Source organism: Sphingomonas radicis, assembly GCF_051400635.1.
Classification (GTDB): domain Bacteria; phylum Pseudomonadota; class Alphaproteobacteria; order Sphingomonadales; family Sphingomonadaceae; genus Sphingomonas.
The window spans coordinates 122,859-145,207 of the sequence record NZ_JBLFFG010000005.1; the positions used below are offsets into that span (position 1 = coordinate 122,859).

Sequence of the window (22,349 nt, forward strand, 5' to 3'; positions counted from 1 at the left end):
GTATCACTCGAACGAGTAGCGCAGACCGACCGCGAACGTGCGGCCGATGATCGACGAACCGAAGTTGTGCGTGTCCGGACCACCGGCGTCGTCGAAGGCATAATAGGACTGGCTGAGCTCGTCGGTGAGGTTCACAGCGTCGAAGGTCACCGCGAAACGATCGGTGAGCTTGGCGGTGAGCTGGAAGTCGAGGCTCTTCTCCGGTCGGCGCCAGATGCCGATCGGATTGGCGAAGAGCGAAGCCTCGTTGTTGTTGAGGAACTCCTTGCGCCAGACATAGGAGAGGCGCGCGCCGAGCGGGCCGTTATCATAGGCGAGCGTGACGTTGTACGAGAGGTCCGACACGCCGAAGAACGAAGTCTCGACCTCGCCGGTGATGTTGCCCGCGGCGTCCTGGATCGGGATATTCTGCTTCGAATCGAGGAAGGTCACGCTTCCCTGCACGCCGAGACCGTTCAGCGCGCCGGGCAGATTGGGAAAATAAACCAAGCCGATCTCGGCACCCTGCAGGACGCCGTCCGAAGCGTTGGTGGGGCGGTTGATGATGAAGGTAGTGGTGTTGAGCCCAGTGTCCGCGACCTGCTCGATGCTGCGGAATGGTACCACCAGCCCGTCGATCTCGCGGCGGAACAGCGTGGCGTAGATCGCGCTGTCGTTCTGGAAATACCATTCGAGCGCGACATCATAGTTGGTCGCCTCTGTCGGCCTGAGGCTGGGATTGCCACCGCTGCCCGAGCCGTAGCCAACATTGGTGAGATCGCCGGTCAGCGTCAGATTGGGGTTGAGATCGACGAAGTTGGGACGACGCAGCGTCTTGCCGAAATTGAAGCGCAGGCGGAGGTCGTCGGTGATGTCATAGCGCAGCGTCGCACTCGGCAAGAACTTGTCGGTGCTCACCGAATCCGAGCTTGCGGTGCCCGTGATCGCATCGAGGAAGTTCATGTCGGTCTTGACGTTGACGTAGCGCACCCCCGCCTGGAGCCGCAGCGGTTGGCCGAACAGCGGCACTTCGAAGTCACCCTGGAGATAGGCTGCCCAGGTCACTTCATCGATGTTGAAATTCTCGTTGAGCTCGAGCGCATCGCTGGTCTCGATGCCAGGATCGACGGTGTCCTGATAGAGCGAGCGCACCTCGTCGGCATGGTCGAAAAGATAATAGCCGTTGGCGACTACCCAAGAGCGCGGCACGTTCGAGCGGGCGTCGAAGAAAGGCTTGTTGTAGAATTGATATCCCCGATCCAGCGAGGCGAAGGGCCGGTTCAATGCCGGGGCGTCCTGCGCGCGTGAGGCTTCGCTGGCGTTGCGGTCATCGTAGCGCGCGCCGAAACTGATGGTCCTAAGCCAAGTGCCCACTTCGTAATCGCCGTCGACCGAGACGGTGAACGCCTTGCCCTTGTTGCGATTGGCGTTGTCGTAGAACTCGCCGACGGTCCACTGCCCGGGATCGCGCAGCAGGGCGTTGTTGTCGAATTCGAAGGCAGTGAGACCGCCGCCCTGATTGAAATCGACGAACACCGAGTTCGCCACTCGCGTCGTCCGCATCGCCAGGAACTGGGTGTTGAACTCGCTGATCTGGTAGGAGGCGTCCGCCGCGAGCTTGAAGCTGTCGCCGATGTTCCACTTGCCGTTCAGCGCATAGACGAAGCTGTCGGTGCTCTGCTTGGTCGCATCGCCGCTGTTGAACTCGAACGGCGCACCGACCGTGCGGGTCTTCATGATGTTAGTGTCAGGGTAAAGAGTGAAGGTGGTGCCCGGATTGGGGCCAAGGTTCCCCCACCAGTCGACGAAGGTGAAGAACAGGTTGTTGAACGTCGTGTTGCGATAGCCGTCCCAGAAGAATTCGAAGGTATATTCCGAACTGTCGTTGGGCGCCCATTGCAGCGCTGCATTCACCGCAGGCCGCTCCCGCTCGCCATAGAGGTCGCTCATGAACACGGCGTCGCGCGAAAGATAATAGGGAACCTGCGCGCCGTTGATCGTGAGCGTCGAGCCTGCCTCAGTCGGAAGCCCGGGCTGGAGACCGGGCGTCCAGAGCTGCTGTCCAGGCGCACGGCCATCGGTCGGTTGAATGCGTTCCAGCGGCGTCCAGCCGGCAGGCGGATTGTCCGCGGTCGCGAAGGGCACCATCGCGCCCGCGGTCACACTCTGGTCGCGGTATTTGGTCTTGGCGTAGCTGAAGTTGACCAGCGCTCCGATGTCGCCAGCGCCGGTTTCCCAACGGTTGCTGATCAGCGCGCTGAGGTTGGGATTAATCTCGTCGGCCTGCTCGTTGTAGATGCCGCGGGCGACTGCTGAGAAGGCGAAGCCGTCGAAGTCGAGAGGCCGGCGCGTGAAGACGTCGACCTGGCCCGCGATTCCGGTCTCGATCTGCTCGGCGGCGCGCGTCTTGTAGACGTCGATCCGCTTGACGAGGTTGGCCGGAATATCGGCCAGTGCGAACTGGCGGCCCGACGCGGTGAAGATATTGCGGCCGTTCCAAGTCGTGGTGATGTCGGGCAGGCCGCGGATCGAGATCGCGGCGGCCTCACCGCCAGAGCGATTGGTCACCTGCACGCCGGTGACGCGCTGGAGCGCCTCGACCACGTTGTTGTCGGGAAGCTTGCCGACGTCCTCCGCGACCACCGACTCGATGATCTGGGTGGCTTCGCGCTTATTCTGAAGACCTTCGATCAGGCTGGCGCGCACGCCCGTGATGATCACTTCCTCATCCTGTGGCAGCGACGCATCGGCCTGATTGGCTGCGCTGTCCTGCGCCCAGGCGGGTCCGGTGAGCGCCATCAGCGCGACGAGCGACACCGAGCACAAAGATGGAATCCTGGCGGCCATTGCTATCTCCTCTCCCGATTTCCCCTCTTCGCCATCGCGGAGGGTTTTTATTAGTCAGACAAAAACTACTTCGAGCTTCGCCCGATGCAAGCGCTTTGTTTCAGGAGAACGCAGCTGCGACGTTATCCTTTGGATAGTAATGAATTTTTCTAACGCTCTAATTAGTCGGACCAAATTGCCACTCGTGCCGCGAGCCAACGAATCGGGCTTTTCACGCGATATAAGTCTGACTAATGGTGTGCCGATCAACTGAGGAGAGGATATGGCGGTTCGCCTTGTGCAGCTTCGCGGCCCGAACGGGGACCGTATGGTCGCAACCATCGGGGAAGACGGGGCAACTCGCCGAGTCGACGGCGTCGATACCAGCTACGCGCTTGCGCTCGCCGCGATTCGCGAGGGCGTGACGCTGGCCGAAGCCGCAAGCAGCCGCGCTTCCGATCCCGTGGATCTGGCCGCGGCCGAAGCCGAAGGGCGGCTGCTCGCGCCGATCGACCACCCCGATCCCGCCCATTGCCATATGACCGGCACAGGCCTCACCCACCTCGGCTCGGCCGAGGGCCGCGACAAGATGCACAAGGCGGCAGCGGGCGGCACGCTCACCGATTCGATGCGGATGTTCCTGATGGGCGTCGAGGGCGGCAAGACCGCGGACGGCACCCCCGGAGTCCAGCCCGAATGGTTCTACAAGGGCGACGGATCGGGGCTCGTGGGCACCGGCGCGCCCCTCGCCTCCCCCGATTTCGCGCTCGACGGGGGCGAGGAGCCCGAGATAGCCGGTATCTATGTGATCGACGACCAAGGCCGCCCGCGTCGGCTGGGCTTCGCGCTCGCGAACGAATTCTCAGACCATATCACCGAACGCGGCAATTACCTGTGGCTCGCCCACTCGAAGCTGCGCCCCGCGGCGCTGGGCGCAGAACTACTGATCGGCGCGCTGCCGGAGGACGTGCGCGGCACCAGCCGGATCGTCCGCGACGGCACGGTGCTGTGGGAGAAGCCCTTCCTCTCGGGCGAAGCGAACATGTCGCACTCGATCGCCAACCTCGAGCATCACCACTTCAAGTATGATCTGTTCCGCCGGCCCGGCGATATCCACGTCCACTTCTTCGGCACTGCGACGCTCTCGTTCGCCGATGGTGTGACCACCCAGGAAGGCGATGTGTTCGAAGTCGAGGCAGCGCCCTTCACCATTCCGCTGCGCAATCCGCTCGCACGCATGGCCCCTACTGACGCGACGGTGCTGCCGCTGTGAGCAGGACGCGGATCGCACTGGCCGGTATCGGCAAGATCGCGCGCGACCAGCATGTACCGACGATCGCCGCGAGCCCGGATTTCGAGCTGGTGGCCGCGGTGACCGGGCACCAGCCGCCCGAGGGCCTCCCCGGTTTCCGGACCATCGCCGAGATGGTGCAGGCAGTCGAGGTGGATGCCATCTCGATCTGCACACCGCCGCGCGGCCGGCTCGCGCTGGTGAAGGAAGCGCTGGCGCACGGGCTGGACGTGATGATCGAGAAGCCCCCGGCGGCGACGCTGACCGAGGCCGAGGGCTTCGCCGGGCTCGCGCACCGCGCAGGCCGCGTGCTCTACGCCACCTGGCACTCGCGCGAAGCGGCGGGAGTCGAGCCTGCGAGGCGCTGGCTGGAAGGCAAGCGCATCACCCGCGTCACCTGCAATTGGAAGGAGGACGTGCGCGTCTGGCATCCGGGACAGGCGTGGATCTGGGAGCCTGGGATCGGCGTGTTCGATCCGGGCATCAACGCGCTATCGGTGCTCACGCGCATCCTGCCGCGGCCGATGCTGCTCCAGGCGGCCGAGCTGCGCTTCCCTTCGAACCGTGACGCGCCGATTGCTGCGGACCTGGACTATGACCATGACGGCATTCCCGTTCGCGTCGAATTCGACTTCGACCAGCGCGGGCCCCAGACCTGGGACATCGACGTCGAGACCGACGGCGGGCATCTAAAGCTCTCGCTGGGCGCGTCGAAGCTGGCGATCGATGGTGCTCCGGTCGATGTGGGCGACGAGCCCGAATATGCCCGGCTCTACCGCCATTTCGCCGATCTGCTGGGGCGCCGCGAAAGCGACGTCGACCTCGCGCCCTTCCGCCATGTCGCCGATGCGTTCCTGCTCGGTCACCGGCGCGTGATCGGACCGTTCGAAGAAAACAGCTGATAAAAAAGGGGAGAATGCCATGAAGCTTCTGAAGCGATTTGCGCTGCCGATTGCTGCAGCGGTTGCGGCAGTGCCCGCGCAGGCACAGGCGCCTGTCGAGGCCACGCTGACCGTCGATCTCCAGAAGGCGGGTCCGAAGATCGAGCGCGCAGTCTACGGCCAGTTCGCCGAGCATCTCGGTACCGGAATCTACGAAGGCGTGTGGGTGGGGCCGAACTCGTCGATTCCCAACACCAACGGCTATCGTAACGACGTGCTCGCCGCGCTCAAGAAGCTCGACATCCCCGTGATCCGCTGGCCCGGCGGCTGCTTCGCCGACGAGTACAACTGGCGCGACGGCATCGGCCCGCGGGCGCAACGGCCCAAGCGGATCAACCATCACTGGGGCGGCGTGATCGAGGACAACAGCTTCGGCACGCACGAGTTCATGAACTATAGCGAGATGCTGGGCGCCGACGCCTATGTCGCGGGCAATATGGGTTCGCTGAGCCCGCTCGATATGGGCTATTGGTTCGAATATATGACCTACAGTGGCGACTCCACGCTCGCCGCCGAGCGCCGCAAGAACGGCCGCGACAAGCCGTGGAAGGTCAAATATTTCGGCGTCGGCAACGAAAGCTGGGGCTGCGGCGGCAACATGCGTCCCGAATATTCCGCCGATCTCCACCGCCGCTACCAGACCTTCGTCAAGACGCAGCGCGGCAACGATCCGGTGATCAAGGTCGCGACCGGCGCCAACGTTGACGACTATAAGTTCACCGAAGTGCTGATGCGCGAGGCGCGTCACACGATGCAGGCGGTGAGCATCCATTATTACACCTTCGCCAATAACTGGGACAACAAGGGCCGCGCACTCGGTTTCACCGAGGACGAATGGGCATCGACCCTAGCCAACGCGATCCGCATGGACGAGCTCGTCGCCAAGCACAGCGCCATCATGGACAAATATGATCCCGAGAAGCGGATCGGGCTCTATGTCGACGAATGGGGCACCTGGTGGCAGGACGAACCGGGTACGACCCCGGGCTTCCTCCACCAGCAGAACTCGCTGCGCGACGCGCATGTCGCAGCGCTGACGCTCAACATCTTCCACCGCCACACCGAGCGGGTGAAGCTCGCAGCGATCGCGCAGATGGTCAACGTCCTCCAGGCGATGATCCTCACCGACAAGGAGAAGATGCTGCTGACGCCGACCTACCACATCTTCGACATGTACAAGCCGTTCCAGGGCGCCAGGCCCTATGCGGCGAGCGTGCAGGGGCCGGAGTATGGCCGCGGCAAGTTCAAGATGGCGGCGGTCGATGCGTCGGTAGCGCGTGGGGCTGACGGCAAGCTTTATCTGTCGCTGGTCAACGTCGATCCGAACCGCCCGGCGCGGGTGACGACGAGCCTCAGCGGCCGCGCGACCGGGCGGCTGCTCACCGGCCCGGCGCTCGATACGCACAACAGCTTCGATCGGCCGAATACGATCCAGCCGGTCGCCTATTCGGGCCGGAACGTGGGGGGCAAGCTGGTGTTCGACCTGCCGGCCAAGTCAATCGCGGTGGTCGCGGTCGAATAGGTGCTGAGCCGGCGCGCCTTCCTGGGTTCGGCGAGCCTATTGGCGCTCGCCGGCCCGGCTATTGCCCAGGTCCGGGTCGAGGAGGTTCCGATCAAGGTTCGGCCACTGCCGCTCTCCGCGGTGCGGCTGAAGCCATCGGTGTTCCTCGACGCGGTGGAGACGAACCGGCATTATCTGATGGGGCTTTCGCCTGAGCGGCTGCTCCACAATTTCTACAAGAGCGCGGGGCTCCCCACCAAAGGCCCGAGCTATGGCGGCTGGGAGGCACGCGGGATCGCCGGGCACACGCTCGGCCATTATCTCTCGGCGCTGTCGCTGCTCTTCGCCCAGACCGGGGACGCCGCGGTGCGCGAGCGGCTGCGCCACACGATCGCCGAGATGGCGCGCATCCAGGCCACGCACGGCGATGGCTATGTCGGCGGGACCACGGTCGAGCGCGACGGCAAGGTGGTCGATGGCAAGATCGTCTTCGAGGAGATCCGCAAGGGCGACATCCGCACCAGCGGGTTCGACATCAACGGCGGCTGGGTACCGATCTATACCTGGCACAAGGTCCACGCCGGGCTGATCGACGCGGTGCGACTGGGCGACGTGGCGGAGGCGATGCCGGTGATGCTGGGCATGGCCGGCTATCTCGCCACGATCCTGGAAGGACTGAGCGATGCGCAGATGCAGAAGCTGCTCGCCGCCGAGCACGGCGGGCTGAACGACAGCTATGCCGAGACCTATGCGCTGACCGGCAACCCGCGCTGGCGGCGGATCGCCGAGCGCATCTATCACCACAAGGTGCTCGACCCGCTTGCGGCTGGGAGGGACGAGCTCGAAGGGCTCCACGCCAACACTCAGATCCCCAAGCTGATCGGCCTGGCACGGCTCTACGAGCTGACCGGCGAGCAGCGCCACGCCGATGCGGCGCGCTTCTTCCACGAAACCGTCGTCGCGCATCACAGCTATGTGATCGGCGGCAACAGCGAGCGCGAGCATTTCGGTCCGCCGGGCCAACTCTCGACGCGGATCACCGAGCGTACCTGCGAGGCGTGCAACAGCTACAACATGCTCAAGCTGACGCGGCACCTCTACGGCTGGAAGCCCGATGCGGCGCTGTTCGACTATTATGAGCGCGTCCACCTCAACCATCTGATGGCACACCAGCATCCCGAAACGGGGATGTTCGTCTATTTCATGCCGCTCAGCGCCGGTGCGCGGCGGACCTATTCGACGCCCGAGGACAGCTTCTGGTGCTGCGTCGGATCGGGGATGGAGACGCACGCCAAGCACGGCGAGAGCATCTGGTGGCACGACGATGCTACGCTGTTCGTCAACCTGTTCATTCCCTCAACTGCCGAGTGGAAGGAACGGGGAATGAAGGTGGCGCTGGAGACGCGTTATCCTTTCGGCGAGCAGGTGTCGCTGCAGGTCATGCAGGCTCCGCGCTCGGCTACCACGATTGCGCTGCGCCTCCCCGGCTGGTGCGATGCGCCGGCGCTGCGGGTGAACGGCGCCGCCGTCCGGGCTGAAAAGACGGAAGGTTATGTCCGGCTGACGCGGCGCTGGAAGGCGGGCGACCGGATCGAGCTCGACCTGCCGATGCAGGTACGGGTGGAACCGACCCCGGACGATCCGCGGACCGTCGCCTATCTGCACGGCCCCGTCGTCCTCGCGGCCGATCTGGGTCCGGCGGCGGAGGCGTTCGACGGTCCCGTGCCCGCTCTGGTGACCGCCGATCCGGCCGCCGCGCTGGTGGCGGAGAACGCCGCCGAGCACCGTTTCCGCTTGGCCGATGCGCGGCCATCAGCGCTGACGCTGGTGCCCTTCTTCCGCCAATACGACCGGCGCACCGCAGTCTATTTCCCGCGCTTCACCGAGACGCAGTGGAAGGCCGAGGAAGCGACCTATCTGGCTGCGCAGCGCGAGAAGGCGGCACTGGAAGCGCGCACCGTGGACGTGCTCCACTTGGGCGAGATGCAGCCCGAGCGCGACCATGACTATCGCTCGAACCACAGCGACCTCTTCTCCTGGGGCGGGCGCAGTGCGCGGCAGATTCCCTGGGGCGTGGGCAATTACATGGAGTTCACGCTCGCAGTGCGGCCCGGCCCGATGCTGCTGCGGGCGCTCTATTGGGGCGAGGAAGTGAACAAGAATTTCGACGTCTCGGTAGAGGGAACGCGGATCGCCAACGAGCGCCGCGCCGTGCCGCCGGTGAAGCGCTTCGTCAGTGTCGATTATCCGATTCCCGAAGCGCTGACACGGGGCAAGGACAAGGTGACGGTGCGGTTCGAAACCAAGGGAAGCGACGCACTCGTCTACGAAGCACGGATGCTGGAGGGGCAATGAACAGAATCGATCGCCGTACCGCACTTGGCCTGTTCGCGGCGACGCCGATCGCCGCGCACGCCCGGCCCCAGTCCAACTTTCGCGACCTCGCTCCGACCCCGCCGATGGGGTGGAACAGCTGGAACAGCTTCGCGACGACGATCAACGAGGAACAGGCGCTCGAGACCGCGCGGATCATGGCCGAGAAGCTGCTGCCCTTCGGATACGACATCTTCACCGTCGACATTCAGTGGTACGAGCCGGAAGCTAGGAGCTACACCTATAACTCCAATCCCGAACCCGTGATGGACGGCTACGGCCGGCTACTACCCGCGCCCAACCGCTTCCCCTCGAGCGCCGGCGGGAAGGGCTTCGCGCCGCTCGCGGCGGAGGTGCACAGGCTCGGCCTCAAGTTCGGCATCCATCTGATGCGCGGCATCCCCCGGCTGGCGGTGAAGCAGAACCTTCCGATCTTCGGCACGCGCTACCGGGCGCAGGATATCGCGGACACGAGCAGCATCTGCCCGTGGAACCCGGACATGTACGGCGTCGACATGCGCAAACCCGGCGCCCAGGCCTATTACGACAGTGTCTTCGCCCTCTACGCCTCCTGGGGCGTCGACTTCGTCAAGATGGACGATATGAGCCGCCCGTACGACGCCCACGCACCGGAGATAGAAGCGGCGCACAAGGCGATCGTCGCGACCCGCCGGCCCATCATCCTCAGCCTTTCGCCGGGCGAGACTCCGGTGCCGCGCGCCGACCACGTTCGTCGCCATGCGCAGATGTGGCGGATCAGCGATGATTTCTGGGACGAATGGCCCATGCTCGAGGCGCAGTTCACGCGGCTCGAAAATTGGAACCCGCACCGCCGATCCGGCGGCTGGCCCGACGCCGACATGCTCCCGCTCGGCCGCCTGGCGCTTGGCGAGCGGGACACCAGGTTCACCCCGGCCGAGCAGCGCACGGTCATGACCTTGTGGTCGATCGCGCGCTCGCCTTTGATCATGGGCGGCGACCTGCGTCACCTCGACGCGCCGACGCTAGCGCTTCTCACCAATCCGGAAGTGATCGCGGTCAATCAGGCCAGCACGGACAACCAGCCGCATTTCGTCGAGGACGGGATGCGCGTGTGGACGGCGCGACACGCGAATAGTGCCGATCGCTACCTCGCTTTGTTCAATATGACAGACAAGGAACGGGAGATCGGCGTCGACTTCCGCTGGCTTGGCATCACCTCGACCGTCCGAGTGCGCGATCTGTGGGAGCGCAAGGACATCGGCCCCGCCAGTGGCCGCTTTGCCGCGACACTGCCAGCGCATGGATCGGGGCTGTACCGGCTCGATTAGCGCGGTTTCGTCTTCGTGGCAGCCGGCTGCCAGTTTTGACTCTTTTCACGGAAACGCGATTCATCTCGTAATTTTATTTCGCGCTTTCGAGCGATCGATCTGCGATGTCAAAGAGCGGGCGGCACGAGGCCGCTGATCCAGCGAAGCAGGCGAAATCCTATTTTGCAAGCCCCGGTACAAGCGGACGGACGTTTGTCCGACGCGGATTGCGAACACCACCACCCCGTTCGCCCTGAGCCTGTCGAAGGGCGCTTCTCCAACCGGCAACGGGTAGTGGGCAGCGCCCTTCGACAGCCTCAGGGCGAACGCGTTTGGGGGAAGGCCCAACCTCGGGATGACGAAGACGTCAGTGGTTGTGCCGCGGCACGCCGATCGTCTGGGCCAGCTTCTGATACTTGACCGCAGGTTCGAGCACCGCGCCGGTTTCCGCCTGCCCCACGTCGCGGCGCTGCATTTCCTGCCATGGCGTCTGGCTCGCTGGATAGGCGAAGCCGCCTGCTGCCTCGAGCTCCGCCCGGCGCTGCGCCAACTCCTCGTCGGAGACGAGCATGTTGGCGGTACCCTTGCGCAAGTCGATCCGCACCCGATCGCCGGTGCGGAGCAGCGCGAGCCCGCCCCCCGCCGCCGCTTCGGGCGAGGCGTTGAGGATCGAGGGGCTGCCGCTGGTCCCCGACTGGCGCCCGTCACCGATGCACGGCAGCGCGTGGATGCCCTTCTGGATGAGCTGCACCGGCGGGCGCATGTTGACCACCTCGGCGGCGCCCGGATAGCCGATCGGCCCCGCGCCGCGCATGATCAGCAGCGTCTTCTCGTCGATGCCGAGCGCAGGATCGTCGATCCGGGCGTGATAGTCCTCCGGTCCGTCGAACACCACGACCGGACCTTCGAACGCGTCGGGATCGGCGGGATTGGAAAGATAACGCTCGCGGAATTCGGGCGAAATCACGCTGAGCTTCATGATCGCACTGTCGAACAGGTTGCCGCGCAGCACCGAGAAGCCGGCAGCCGGCTTGAGCGGTTCCTCGAAGCGGCGGATCACGCGATCGTCCTCGATCGTCGCGTCGCGGCAATTGTCGCCGATGCTGCGGCCGTTGACGGTCAGCGCACCTTCATGGATCAGCCCCTGGCGCATCAGCTCGGCGACCACCGCGGGCACGCCGCCCGCGCGATAGTAATCCTCGCCCAGATATTCGCCCGCCGGCTGCAGGTTGACGAGCAACGGCACGTCGCGCCCGAACGCCTGCCAATCGTCGATGTCGAGCTCGACGCCGACGTGACGCGCGATCGCGTTCAAATGGATCGGCGCATTGGTCGAGCCGCCGATCGCCGAATTGACTCGGATCGCGTTGACGAAGGCCTCCCGCGTCAGCACGTCCGAAGGCTTGCGATCGGCGGCGATCATCTCGACGATCTGCTTTCCGGTTTCATAGGCCGATTCCTGCCGGTCGCGGTACGGCGCGGGGATCGCCGCCGATCCGGGCAGCGACATGCCCAGCGCCTCGGCAAGCGAGTTCATCGTCGTCGCCGTGCCCATCGTGTTGCAGTACCCGGTCGATGGGGCCGAGGAAGCGACGAGCTTGATGAAGCCCTGATAATCGATCTCGCCCGCGGCGAGCATCTCGCGTGCCTTCCACACGATCGTGCCCGAGCCGGTGCGCTCGCCCTTGTGCCAGCCGTTGAGCATCGGCCCCACCGACAGCGCGATCGCGGGGATGTTCACGGTCGCTGCGGCCATCAGGCAGGCCGGCGTGGTCTTGTCGCAGCCGATCGTGAGCACCACGCCGTCGAGCGGATAGCCGAACAGTATTTCGACGAGGCCGAGATAGGCGAGGTTGCGATCGAGCCCCGCAGTGGGACGCTTGCCGGTCTCCTGGATCGGATGCACCGGGAACTCGATCACGATGCCGCCCGCCTCGCGCACGCCCTCGCGCACGCGCTCGGCGAGCACCATGTGGTGGCGATTGCAGGGGGAAAGATCGCTGCCCGTCTGCGCGATGCCGACGATCGGCTTGCCCGACTGAAGCTCGGCCAGGCTGAGGCCGAAGTTCATGTAGCGCTCGAGATACAGCGCTGTCATGTCGGCGTTCGAGGGATCGTCGAACCAGGCCCGCGAGCGCAGCTTGCGGGAATTGTCCGGAGTGCCGGGGCCGGTCATCAGCGCGCCACCTGCGAAAAGCGCAGCAACATCGTGTTCACATACTCCATTCCGGGATCGAGCCGGGGTGAGGGAAATTCAGGCCGGTTGGGCGAATCGGGAAAGGTCTGCGGCTCCAGCGCCAGCCCGTCCGACTGGCGATAGACACGGCCGCGCTTTCCCGCCACCGTGCCGTCGAGGAAATTGCCCGAATAGACCTGGAGCCCCGGCGCGGTGACGAGCATCTCCATCGCGCGGCCGGAAGCCGGATCCTCGAGCCGCGCCGCCGGACGCAGCGTGCCGGGCGCGCCGTCGATCACGAAATTATGATCATAGCCGCGGCCGATGCGGATCTGCGGATCGTTGCCATCGCGGATTCCGTCACCGATGGCGCGCGGGGCGCGGAAGTCGAAGGGCGTGCCTGCGATCGGCGCGAGCTCGCCCGTGGGGATCAGGGTCGAGTCGACCGGCGTGTAGCTGGAAGCGTGGAGCATCAGCCGCTGCGCCAGTACGTTGCTCCGTGCGCCCTCGCCCGCCAGATTGAACAGCGCATGGTTGGTGAGGTTGACGATCGTCGGTGCATCGGTGGTCGCGCGATAGTCGATGCGGAGCTGGTCGCGATCATCGAGGGTGTAGCGCGCGGTGACGCGCAGCGTTCCTGGATAGCCGCCCTCCCCGTCCGGGCTGACGAGCTCTAACTCGACATGCGCCTCGTCACCCTCGCCGACCGAGACGATCGTCCAGAGCGCCTGATCGAACCCGGCTCCGCCATGAAGATGGTGCGGTCCGTTGTTGATCTCGAGCCGGTACTCGCGCCCGTCGAGGCTGAAGCGCCCGTGCGCGATGCGGTTCGCATAGCGGCCCACCGACACGCCGAAGAAGTTGCGCTGCGCCAGATATTCGCCGGGCGTGTCATGCCCGAGCACCACATCGTCGAGTACGCCATCGCGGTCCGGCACAATGAGCGACTGGAGCGTCGCGCCGAGCGTCATCAGCGTTGCGGAGACGCCGTTGCCATTGGCGAGCGTGACCTTCTCGACGACGCGGCCGTCGTCCAGCGTGGCCATCGTCTGACGGACCGCACCGACGCGCAGGCGCGCTGTCGCCTCGCCCCCTGTCGCGCTGCCGCCTTCTAGCCCTCTCATCGTCATTAGTCAGACAGTTACAATCATTGAACTTGAGAACAAGTAAAAACCACGGCTTCCGTCCTGCGGCTCGACGCCACGGTGCGACCCCGGCAGTAGCATAAAACCAGCAGATTTCCGCGAACCCACGGCAGGGTTTTGCGCTTGGACTCCATTGGCCGGAAGAGCAACCCGGAATAACCCAGACAATGTATTTCTTTGCTGACGCACCTCCCGCCGGCGAATGCTTGCGCTTTTTCCGAATTTCGCTGATGAAATGACATTGCGTCTATGAGGAGTGCGGATGATCGACGCGCACCAGCATTTCTGGCGGATCGGCGCGAAGGATTGCAGCTGGCCGACGGCAGCCGAAGCCGCGATCCACCGCGATTTCCTGCCCGAGGATTGGTGCGCGCTGACCGCTCCGCTCGGAGTGACCGGCAGCCTGGTCGTCCAGAGCCAGGAAAGCGCGCGCGACACCGAATGGCTGCTCGAACTCGCCGATGCGCACGGCTTCATCCTGGGCGTCGTCGGCTGGGCCGATCTCAAGGCGGGTGCGGCATGGCCGGCGAGCCGCTGGCTCAAGGGCCTGCGCCCGATGGTGCAGGGTTACGCGCACGACTGGCTCGACGATCCGGCGCTCGATCCCGCACTGCACGCGATGGCCGAGCAGGGGCTGGTGTTCGACGCGCTGGTCCGCCCGCGCCATCTGGAGGCGCTCGAGCGGATGGCGCGGCACCATCCGCGTCTGCAGATCGTGATCGACCATGGTGCCAAGCCCGAGATCGCCGGCGGCAAACTCGGCGAGTGGCGCGGGGCGATGGAGCGGCTGGCGATGCTCCCCAATGTCGCATGCAAGCTCTCCGGCCTGCTCACCGAGGCGGCGGCCGGACAGGAGGTGCAGGTGGCGGAGGTCGGTGCGTGGCTGTTCGCGCGGTTCGGGCCCGAGCGGCTGGTCTGGGGCAGCGACTGGCCGGTGGTCGAGTTGGCCGGCACCTATGCCGGCTGGCTCAGGCTGGCGCGGGCAACCGTCCCCGCCGCCGCGCACGAGGCCGTGTTCGGCGGCAACGCGCGGCGGATCTACGGTCTCACGGCCGCGGGACCATGATCTAAAATCGGCTCAACGATAGGTGCCCATCGTCACCTTGAGCAGCACCGGCTCGCCGGTGAAGTTGAGACCGTAATCGATCTGGTCGCCGTTCCAGCGGCGGCGCATCTGCCATTTGCCGTCGACGAACGTCCCCTCCTCGACGCTGATGATCTGGCCATTCTCGCCCTTCTCGGGCCTGGCGAGCCCGATACGCATCCGCACATGCTGGCCGGTGACCAGGAACGTGTCGGGGCCGAGCCGCGCGACCAGCGCGCCGCCCACGGCCTCGTCCTTCAGCGGGTGCGGATCGACCTTGAGCCAAGTCCAGTCGCTTTCGCCCATCTGCCATTGGCCGAACTGGGCTGTGACACGCCAGCGGCCGAGCTCGGTCGACTGGTCCTTGCCGTCGGGGGCCTTGGCCACACCCCAGGTCGGATGCTCGAAGGCGATCTTCGCCCAGTCGCGCGCGATCGGCTTGAGCAGTCGATAGGGCGCCGCGAAGGCCTCCGCCTCGTCGTGGCTGCGGGCGCCGAGCGGATAGTTGAAGAAGCCCGTCTCATCCATTCCGAACGGCGCGAAGCCGATCCCGCCACGTCCCAGCGTCGGCCAGAGGAAGCGGGCATATTCGCGCGCATTGCCGATCTCGGGCACCATCAGCGCATTGTCGGGCCGCGCATATTTGTCGAGGATCGAGATCACCGCAGCATGGTCGCGGATGTAGATGTCGGGCGCCGCGAGATCGATATGCGGTGCGGCCGCCTTCCACACCGGAATCACGTTCCAATTTGGCCCGCCCGAGGGACCGACGTTGCCGCCCTCGTCGGTGAAGGCGTCGCCGAGCGCGGCGTTGACGTACATCGGCAGCGGCTTCACGGCCTTGCCCGCCGCGGCAATCTCGTCGACGTAGCGGGCAAGGTGCCAGGTCTGGAAGAACTGCTCGGCGCGCTTGCCGAAGACCTGCGTCCAGCTGCCCGGCTGCTTGCCGAGCGCGCGGACCAGCTCGGCGGGCACCGGCGCCTCGAACAGCCGCACCGCCTCGGGCGCATGATCGCGCGCGAGGCCGTAGCTCCCGGCCTCGTTCTGCGGCTGGACCATGATCACGGTGTTGTCGCGATCGATCTCCGCGAGGCGACGCATCAGCGCCACGAAGGCGCGCTTGTCGGCCTCCAGCGTGTTCCGCCCGTGCGGGCTCAGCGCATAATGCGCGCTGCCGTCCGGCTTGCGCATCCGCGGGAAGCGCTTCGTGTCGTTCTTGACCCAGGCGGGCGCGTAGCTGGGGCTGGTGTTCTTCCAGGTCGCGAACCACAGCAGCACCAGCCGCACCTTGTGCTCGCGCGCCTGCGCTACGAGCGCGTCGAGGAAGCTGAAGTCGAACCGTCCCTCCTCGGGCTCGATCTGCTCCCAGGCGATGGGCACTTCGACGGTGTTGGCGTGGATCCGCTCGACCATCGGCCAGACCTGCGGGAGCATGGCCGAATAGTTGGTCGAATTATGGACCTGCGCCCCGAGCATCAGGAAGGGCGCGCCATCCACGATCAGAGCGTGCTTGCCGTTCTTGGAGGCGAGGCGAGGCGTTTCCTGTGCTGCGGCCATTTGGCTCACTCCGGCAAGGGCGATCAGACAACAGGCAAGAGTTCGAGCAATCCGCCGCATCGTTTCCCCGTTCCGAGCTGAAATATACGAGGCGCCAGCCTAGCCGGCGCCTCGCGAAGAGGCACTAGAATTTGAACCGCAAGCTTCCGCCGATGCGGCGATCGTTGAGAATATAGTCGCGGGGGCGGTTGGGCGTGAACTGATAGCTCTTCTCGAGCGTGTTGGTGAGGTTCACGCCCTGGATCGCGACGGTGACATGCTCGTTGATGTCATAGGCGAGCAGCGCATCGAGCTGCCCATAGGCGGCCGAGAAGATCGGCAGATTGCCCGTGCCGGTCCCCGCCGTGGTCTTCACCCACGCATCCCGCCAGTTATAGGCGACGCGCAGCGAGAAGCCGTATTTTTCATACAGCCCGATGAGGTTGTAGCTCCACTTGGAGAGGCCCTCCAGCGGCACGATCAGCGGGTTGCCTGAGGTGTCGGTCGCGGTCGGGCTGGGCGCCGAGCTGTCGACATAGGTCAGGTTCGCCTGAATGCCGAGGCCCGAAAGCGCGCCGGGCAGGAAATCGAAGAAGGTGTTGCCGCCGATCTCGAAGCCCTTGATCGTGCCGTCGGTGCCGTTGACCTGCTGAGTGATCCGATAGGGCACCGTTCCGCGATTGGGCGTGTCGATCGTGGACTCGAAGACCCCGTTCTGGATGAAGTTCTGCACCTTCTTGTAGAAAACGGTACCGTACAGCATCGTCGTCGACTTGGGATACCATTCGAGCGCCGCGTCCGCCTGGCTCACGGTCATCGGCTCGAGATAGGGGTTGCCGCCGCTTCCTTCGTAGCGGAAGAACACGCCGGGGTCGGGCGTCTCCGGCGGAGGCGGCGGCGTCGAGGCCCGATAGACTTCGCTCACCGCATAGTTCGCAGTGATCTGATCGAAGTTCGGACGCGCCAGCCCGCGCGAAGCGGCGAGACGAAGCTGCAGCTTGTCGGCCAGGAACGCCCGGATGTTCAGGCTAGGAAGCCAGTGATCGTAATCGCGCGAGACGCTGAGCGGTTCGAACAGCACCACATTGGCGCTGTTCGGGTTCGAAGGATCGCTGCGGTAGGTGAACGACGCGAAGCCGTCGGCCTCCGTCTTGGTCTTGACGTAGCGGACGCCGATGTTGCCATCGAACCGAAAGCCCTCGTCATTCCCGAACCGGAGCATCGCATAGCCGGCATAGGTCCGTTCGCCCTGGGTATTGGTGTCGATCGGCGTGAAGGGGGTGAGCCCGCGATCCGCGAAGCTCGGCGTGGGGTTGAACGCGTCGCTCGAAAAATAGCGGACGGTGCTTTCGATATCCCTCCCCAGCGCCGGATTCATATAAGGTGCGACGCCGATGATGTTCGTCCCTGCGCCGCGGAAGAAATCGGCGGAATAAGGGTTCATCACATAAAGGTTGGGCCGCTCGGCGAAAGTGACCGCGCCGCCGCCGGGGCTTGCGGGATCCGACACCGATCCGATCATGCCGCTGCCGTCCCACGTCGCGGAAACGCCGCTCCAGCTCGTGCCCCAGCTTGTCGAACGATTGGTGGCGCTGCGATCAGTGTACCGCGCGCCCGTGCTGAGCGAGCGGAGGAAGCTTGCGTCGTCGAATTCCCATTCGAGATCGAGCCGCGCTGCCCATTCATTCCCGTCGTTATCGTCGCGGTGATCCTGGATCGCCGAATAGAAATAGTTGGAAGGATCGGTAACCAGCGCGTTCGGCGAGATCGAGATCGCGGGGGTATCGCCGGTCAGGTCCATGTTGAACGTACCGCCGTTGAGCGCTGCCCCATACAGGATCAGGTTCTGCGCCCGCGTGCTCGAATCGATGCGCTGCAGGTCGCCCTTGAGCTTGAGCCGATCGTTGATCTCCCACTTGAACCCGCCTGCGATATCCGTGGTGGTGGTCCACTGCTGGGGGAAGCCGGAGTTGTTGTTGACCGGGATGTTCAGGAACGAGCCGCGTTCCATGTTCCCGTCTTCGTCGAATGCGAAGCTGCCGGGAACGGGCGTCAGGGTGCCGCCGCTGCCGGAAGGACCGAAGCCGAAATAGCTGAAGTCCGGCGTGGTGATGTAATAGCGGCTCTGGAAGCCGGTCGCATAGAATTCCAGATTATGGGCGGGCTTCCACTGGAGCGCGCCGTAATAGCCTTCGCGCGTGCGCTCGCCCCAGGCCGTCGAGACGCCGGCGCCTGCCGCCACCGATCGCGTCTCGCCGATGAAGCCGGGAATGTCGGTGCGATCCCAGAAGGGCTCGACCGTCACGGTGTCGGTGCGGAAGGCACCTTCGAAATAGGAGGCGGAAAGCAGGATGCCGACTTCGCCGATCCCGGTCTCCCAGCGTTGCGACACCAGCCCGGAGATGTTGAGCTTAAGCTCGTCGATCAGGTCGTAATAGTTGGTGCCCAGCGTGACGCTGTACAGGTTGCCGCTCTGATCGAAGGGCATCCGCGTGCGCAGGTTGACGAGGCCACCGATCCCGCCCTCGATCAACTCGGCGGAAGGATTCTTGTAGACGTCCACTCCCGCCAGCAGCTCCGACGGCACATCCTCGAAGCTCAAAGCGCGGCCATTGTTGGCGGAGAAGCTGTCGCGACCGTTCACTTCGGTGCGCACCTGCGTGAGGCCGCGGATGGCGATCGACGAGCCTTCGCCCCGGTTGCGGGTGATCTGGATGCCGGAAACGCGCTGCAGCGCTTCCGCCACGTTCACGTCGGGCAGCTTGCCGATGTCGATCGCAGTGATCGAATCGACGAATTGATCGCTGTTCTGCTTGATCGACTGCGCCGATGCGAGGCTCGCGCGCAGCCCGGTGACGACGATCGTGTCGTCTTCAGCCGCCGTCGTATCGCTGTCCTGCCCGGCGGGCGTCTGGTCTCCCTCCGCAGTCTGCGCGAGTGCCGGTGCGGCAATGCCGAGCGCCACTGCCGACGCCCCCAGCAGAAGCCCGTTCCGCCACGCGGCGCCCATAGCCCGTTCGTTGAGATCAGCCATCTTCACCTCCCCAATTCATCGCCGCGACGCGTTTGGACGCGCTCGCAACGATTTGTGTCGGGAGAGAGGGACTGCGACGCTAGCGCGCTGGGCTCATCTCCCTACGCCGGGCCTGGTATTTTTCGCAGGTACAAAGCACTTTCCAGGCATTCTCAGCGTGTGACCGCTAACACCGAAAGTCGGTAGTCGTCTACGAAAAAGTTAGGCACATATGAAAATGAGAGCGCGACATCGCCTGGGAGAGATCGAATGAGCGGATCGGCGATACGCAAGATCGTGATCGTTGGCGGCGGCACCGCCGGCTGGATGGCGGCGGCGGCGCTGGCGCGCACCTTCGCTTCACGCCAGGTGGAGATCGCACTGGTCGAGTCCGAAGCGATCGGCACCGTGGGCGTGGGCGAGGCGACCATCCCGCCGATCCTGCAGTTCAACCAGTTGCTGGGGATCGAAGAGAACGAGTTCGTCCAGCGCACCAATGCGACGTTCAAGCTCGGCATCGAATTCGTGGACTGGAAGCGGCCCGGCGAGCGCTATTTCCATCCGTTCGGCCGCTATGGCGCCGACATCGACGCGCTGTCCTTCCACCATTTCTGGCTTCGTCTCCGCGCCGAGGCAGCCGGGCAAGCGGGCGCGCTCGCCGACTACAGCCTTCCCACGATGGCCGCACGTTCCGGCAAGTTCTGCCGACCGTCCGCCGATCCGAAGAACACGCTCGCCAACATCGCCTATGCCTTTCAGTTCGATGCCTCATTCTATGCCGCCCTGCTGCGCGACTATGCCGAAAAGCGCGGGGTCGTCCGGCACGAGGGTCGTGTCGCCGAGGTGCCGATGCACGAGAACGGATTCGTGCGCGGCGTGCGGCTGGAGCAAGGCGAGACGATCGAGGCGGACTTCTTCATCGACTGCTCGGGCTTCCGAGGCCTGCTGATCGAAGGGGCAATGCAATCCGGCTACGAGGACTGGACGCACTGGCTGCCCTGCGACCGCGCAATCGCACTGCCCTGTACCAGCGCGGGCCCGCTCACGCCGTACACGCGCTCGACCGCGCATGCGGCCGGGTGGCAATGGCGCATCCCGCTTCAGCACCGGACCGGCAACGGCCATGTCTATTCGAGCGCGTTCACGTCCGACGACGAAGCGGAAACCATCCTGCGCGCCAATCTGGACGGCGAGCCGATGGCCGAGCCCAACCGGCTCCGCTTCGTCACCGGGCGGCGCCGCAAATTCTGGAACAGGAACGTGCTGTCGCTGGGGCTCGCGTCCGGATTCATGGAGCCGCTCGAATCCACCAGCATCCATCTGGTGCAGACCGGCATAATCAAGCTGCTCAGCATGTTCCCGGACCGGAACTTCCACCAGGCCGACATCGACTTCTACAACCGGATCACCGCGCTGGAATATGAGCACATCCGCGACTTCCTGATCCTCCACTACCATGCCAACGAGCGTTCCGAGCCGTTCTGGGCGCATTGCAGGAACATGGAGATTCCGGATTCGCTGAAGGAGAAGCTGGCGCTGTGGCGCAACCATGCCCGGGTGTTCCGGGTCGACGAGGAGCTGTTCGCGGAGACGAGCTGGATTGCCGTGCTCGAAGGCCAGGGCGTGCAGCCGCGGGGATATGATCCGCTGGCCGACACCATGCCCGCCGAGAAGCTCCACGACCTGCTTCCCCGCATTCGGGCCGCGATCGCCCGGGGGGCCGAGGCGATGCCGCGGCACGAGGATTTCATCGCGGCCAACTGCGCCCGCACCGCGCCCGCCGCCCAGCCCGTGCGCGCGAACTACTCGCTGAGCGCCGCGCGCGGGCCGGTGACGGGAACGCCCGCGCGATAGCGATAGGCCGCGAGCGAAGCCGGCTTCATTTCGATCGAGAAGCCCGGCGCTTCGGGTGCGCGATAAGCGCCATCGCGCACCTCGCAGGGATCGACGAAATGCTCGTGGAGGTGGTCGACATATTCGATCACCCTGCCCTCCAGCGTTCCGGCGAAGGCGAGATAGTCGATCATCGCGAGGTGCTGGACATATTCGCACAGCCCCACGCCGCCCGCGTGCGGGCACACGGGCAAATCATGTTTCGCGGCCATCAGCAGCACCGCGAGGACTTCGTTGACGCCGCCGAGCCGGCAGGCGTCGATCTGCACCACGTCGATCGCGCCGCGCATGATGAACTGCTTGAAGACGATGCGATTCTGGCACATCTCGCCGCTCGCCACCTGCATCGGCGCGATCGCTTCGCGGATCGTCCGATGACCCTCCACATCGTCGGGGCTGGTCGGCTCCTCGATGAACCAGGGCTCGGCGAAGGCGAGCGCGCGCAGATGCTCCACCGCCTCGCCCACTTCCCAAATCTGGTTGGCGTCGATCATCAGCTTGCGGTCAGGGCCGAGCACGCGCCGCGCAATGGAGACGCGCCGGACATCGTCTTCCAGGCTGCGGCCGACCTTGAGCTTGATATGGCGAAAACCTTCGTCGACCGCCTCGCGGCATAGCCGCTCGAGCTTCTCGTCCGAATAGCCGAGCCAGCCCGCCGAAGTGGTATAGGCCGGATAGCCCTGTTCCTCGAGGCGCCGGATGCGGTCGGCCTTGCCGCTCTCGCGCGCCCTGAGCAGCTCCAGCGCCTCGTCTGGCGTGATGCAATCGGTGATGTAGCGGAAGTCGATGAGGCGGACGATCTCCTCGGGAGTCATCTCGCCGATCAGCCGCCACAGCGGCTTGCCCTCGGCCTTCGCCCAAAGGTCCCAGACGGCGTTGACCACCGCACCGGTGGCGAGATGGATCACGCCTTTCTCGGGCCCGATCCAGCGGAGTTGGCTGTCGCCGGTTACATGGCGCCAGAAGCGCGCGCCATCGGCACGGATCCAGTCGAGGTCGAGCCCCTCGACCAGCGGCGCGAGCGCTTCGATCGCGGCGCAGCAGATGTCGTTGCCCCGGCCGATCGTGAAGGTAAGGCCGTGGCCGGCGAGCCCCGGCTGATCGGTCTCGAGGATGCAATAGGCGGCGGAATAATCGGGGTCCGGGTTCATCGCGTCGGAGCCGTCGAGGTGCTGCGACGTGGGGAAGCGGATATCGAGCACGCGGAGTTTGGTGATGACGGTCATCGCGCCGCCCCTCCCCGGCCGCCTGCTCCTGTTTTCCGATCCGGCCGGCCGGTGTTGCGCGTCAACTGGATACCCC

13 protein-coding genes are annotated in these 22,349 nt (G+C 65.0%); 7 read left to right on the forward strand and 6 right to left on the reverse strand.

What is annotated here, in order from left to right; genetic code table 11:
• Nucleotides 1–3: 3 nt before the first annotated feature.
• Nucleotides 4–2,826, reverse strand: coding sequence for a TonB-dependent receptor (locus ACMGDH_RS16205; RefSeq protein ID WP_436829014.1), 2,823 nt, complete (start codon nt 2,824–2,826; stop codon nt 4–6).
• Nucleotides 2,827–3,088: 262 nt separating this feature from the next.
• Here ACMGDH_RS16205 and araD1 point away from each other — a divergent pair, with 262 nt between their 5' ends.
• Genes araD1 through ACMGDH_RS16230 form a run of 5 tightly spaced genes read left to right on the forward strand, consistent with a single transcriptional unit; the run spans nt 3,089 to nt 10,221 of the window.
• Nucleotides 3,089–4,078, forward strand: coding sequence for an AraD1 family protein (gene araD1 / locus ACMGDH_RS16210; protein WP_436829015.1), 990 nt, complete (start codon nt 3,089–3,091; stop codon nt 4,076–4,078).
• Nucleotides 4,075–4,998 (forward strand): Gfo/Idh/MocA family protein, encoded by a 924-nt coding sequence (locus ACMGDH_RS16215; protein ID WP_436829016.1) that lies wholly within the window; start codon nt 4,075–4,077, stop codon nt 4,996–4,998. Before araD1 ends, ACMGDH_RS16215 begins: the two co-directional genes overlap by 4 nt.
• Nucleotides 4,999–5,017: 19 nt before the next feature.
• Nucleotides 5,018–6,559 carry an alpha-N-arabinofuranosidase gene (locus tag ACMGDH_RS16220; RefSeq protein ID WP_436829017.1) on the forward strand — a complete coding sequence of 514 codons (1,542 nt, stop codon included), beginning with the start codon at nt 5,018–5,020 and terminating at the stop codon, nt 6,557–6,559.
• The gene (locus ACMGDH_RS16225; protein ID WP_436829018.1) at nt 6,560–8,893 is read left to right on the forward strand and encodes a beta-L-arabinofuranosidase domain-containing protein; all 2,334 of its coding nucleotides are present in this window, start codon (nt 6,560–6,562) and stop codon (nt 8,891–8,893) included.
• Nucleotides 8,890–10,221 (forward strand): glycoside hydrolase family 27 protein, encoded by a 1,332-nt coding sequence (locus ACMGDH_RS16230; protein ID WP_436829019.1) that lies wholly within the window; start codon nt 8,890–8,892, stop codon nt 10,219–10,221. The genes ACMGDH_RS16225 and ACMGDH_RS16230 overlap by 4 nt, the downstream gene beginning before the upstream one ends.
• A gap of 346 nt (nt 10,222–10,567) precedes the next feature.
• On the opposite strand, the gene ACMGDH_RS16235 is transcribed toward ACMGDH_RS16230, so the two are convergent.
• Nucleotides 10,568–12,376 carry an IlvD/Edd family dehydratase gene (locus ACMGDH_RS16235; protein WP_436829020.1) on the reverse strand — a complete coding sequence of 603 codons (1,809 nt, stop codon included), beginning with the start codon at nt 12,374–12,376 and terminating at the stop codon, nt 10,568–10,570.
• Nucleotides 12,376–13,500 (reverse strand): aldose epimerase family protein, encoded by a 1,125-nt coding sequence (locus tag ACMGDH_RS16240; protein ID WP_436829021.1) that lies wholly within the window; start codon nt 13,498–13,500, stop codon nt 12,376–12,378. The genes ACMGDH_RS16235 and ACMGDH_RS16240 overlap by 1 nt, the downstream gene beginning before the upstream one ends.
• 283 nt (nt 13,501–13,783) lie before the next feature.
• Between ACMGDH_RS16240 and ACMGDH_RS16245 the strand changes: the two genes are divergently transcribed.
• Nucleotides 13,784–14,587 carry an amidohydrolase family protein gene (locus ACMGDH_RS16245; protein ID WP_436829022.1) on the forward strand — a complete coding sequence of 268 codons (804 nt, stop codon included), beginning with the start codon at nt 13,784–13,786 and terminating at the stop codon, nt 14,585–14,587.
• Nucleotides 14,588–14,599: 12 nt separating this feature from the next.
• Here ACMGDH_RS16245 and ACMGDH_RS16250 read toward each other — a convergent pair whose 3' ends face one another.
• Together ACMGDH_RS16250 and ACMGDH_RS16255 are read right to left on the reverse strand one after the other, a co-directional pair.
• On the reverse strand, nt 14,600–16,222 hold the full coding sequence (locus ACMGDH_RS16250; protein ID WP_436829023.1) for a DUF5597 domain-containing protein: 1,623 nt from the start codon (nt 16,220–16,222) through the stop codon (nt 14,600–14,602).
• A 64-nt stretch (nt 16,223–16,286) separates the two neighbouring features.
• Nucleotides 16,287–19,175 (reverse strand): TonB-dependent receptor, encoded by a 2,889-nt coding sequence (locus ACMGDH_RS16255; protein WP_436829024.1) that lies wholly within the window; start codon nt 19,173–19,175, stop codon nt 16,287–16,289.
• Between the two features lie 249 nt (nt 19,176–19,424).
• Here ACMGDH_RS16255 and ACMGDH_RS16260 point away from each other — a divergent pair, with 249 nt between their 5' ends.
• The gene (locus ACMGDH_RS16260; protein ID WP_436829025.1) at nt 19,425–21,008 is read left to right on the forward strand and encodes a tryptophan halogenase family protein; all 1,584 of its coding nucleotides are present in this window, start codon (nt 19,425–19,427) and stop codon (nt 21,006–21,008) included.
• Here ACMGDH_RS16260 and ACMGDH_RS16265 read toward each other — a convergent pair.
• Complete coding sequence (locus ACMGDH_RS16265) at nt 20,957–22,273, reverse strand: L-fuconate dehydratase (RefSeq protein ID WP_436829026.1); 1,317 nt, start codon at nt 22,271–22,273, stop codon at nt 20,957–20,959. The two genes, ACMGDH_RS16260 and ACMGDH_RS16265, sit on opposite strands and share 52 nt — an antisense overlap.
• Between the last annotated feature and the right edge of the window lie 76 nt (nt 22,274–22,349).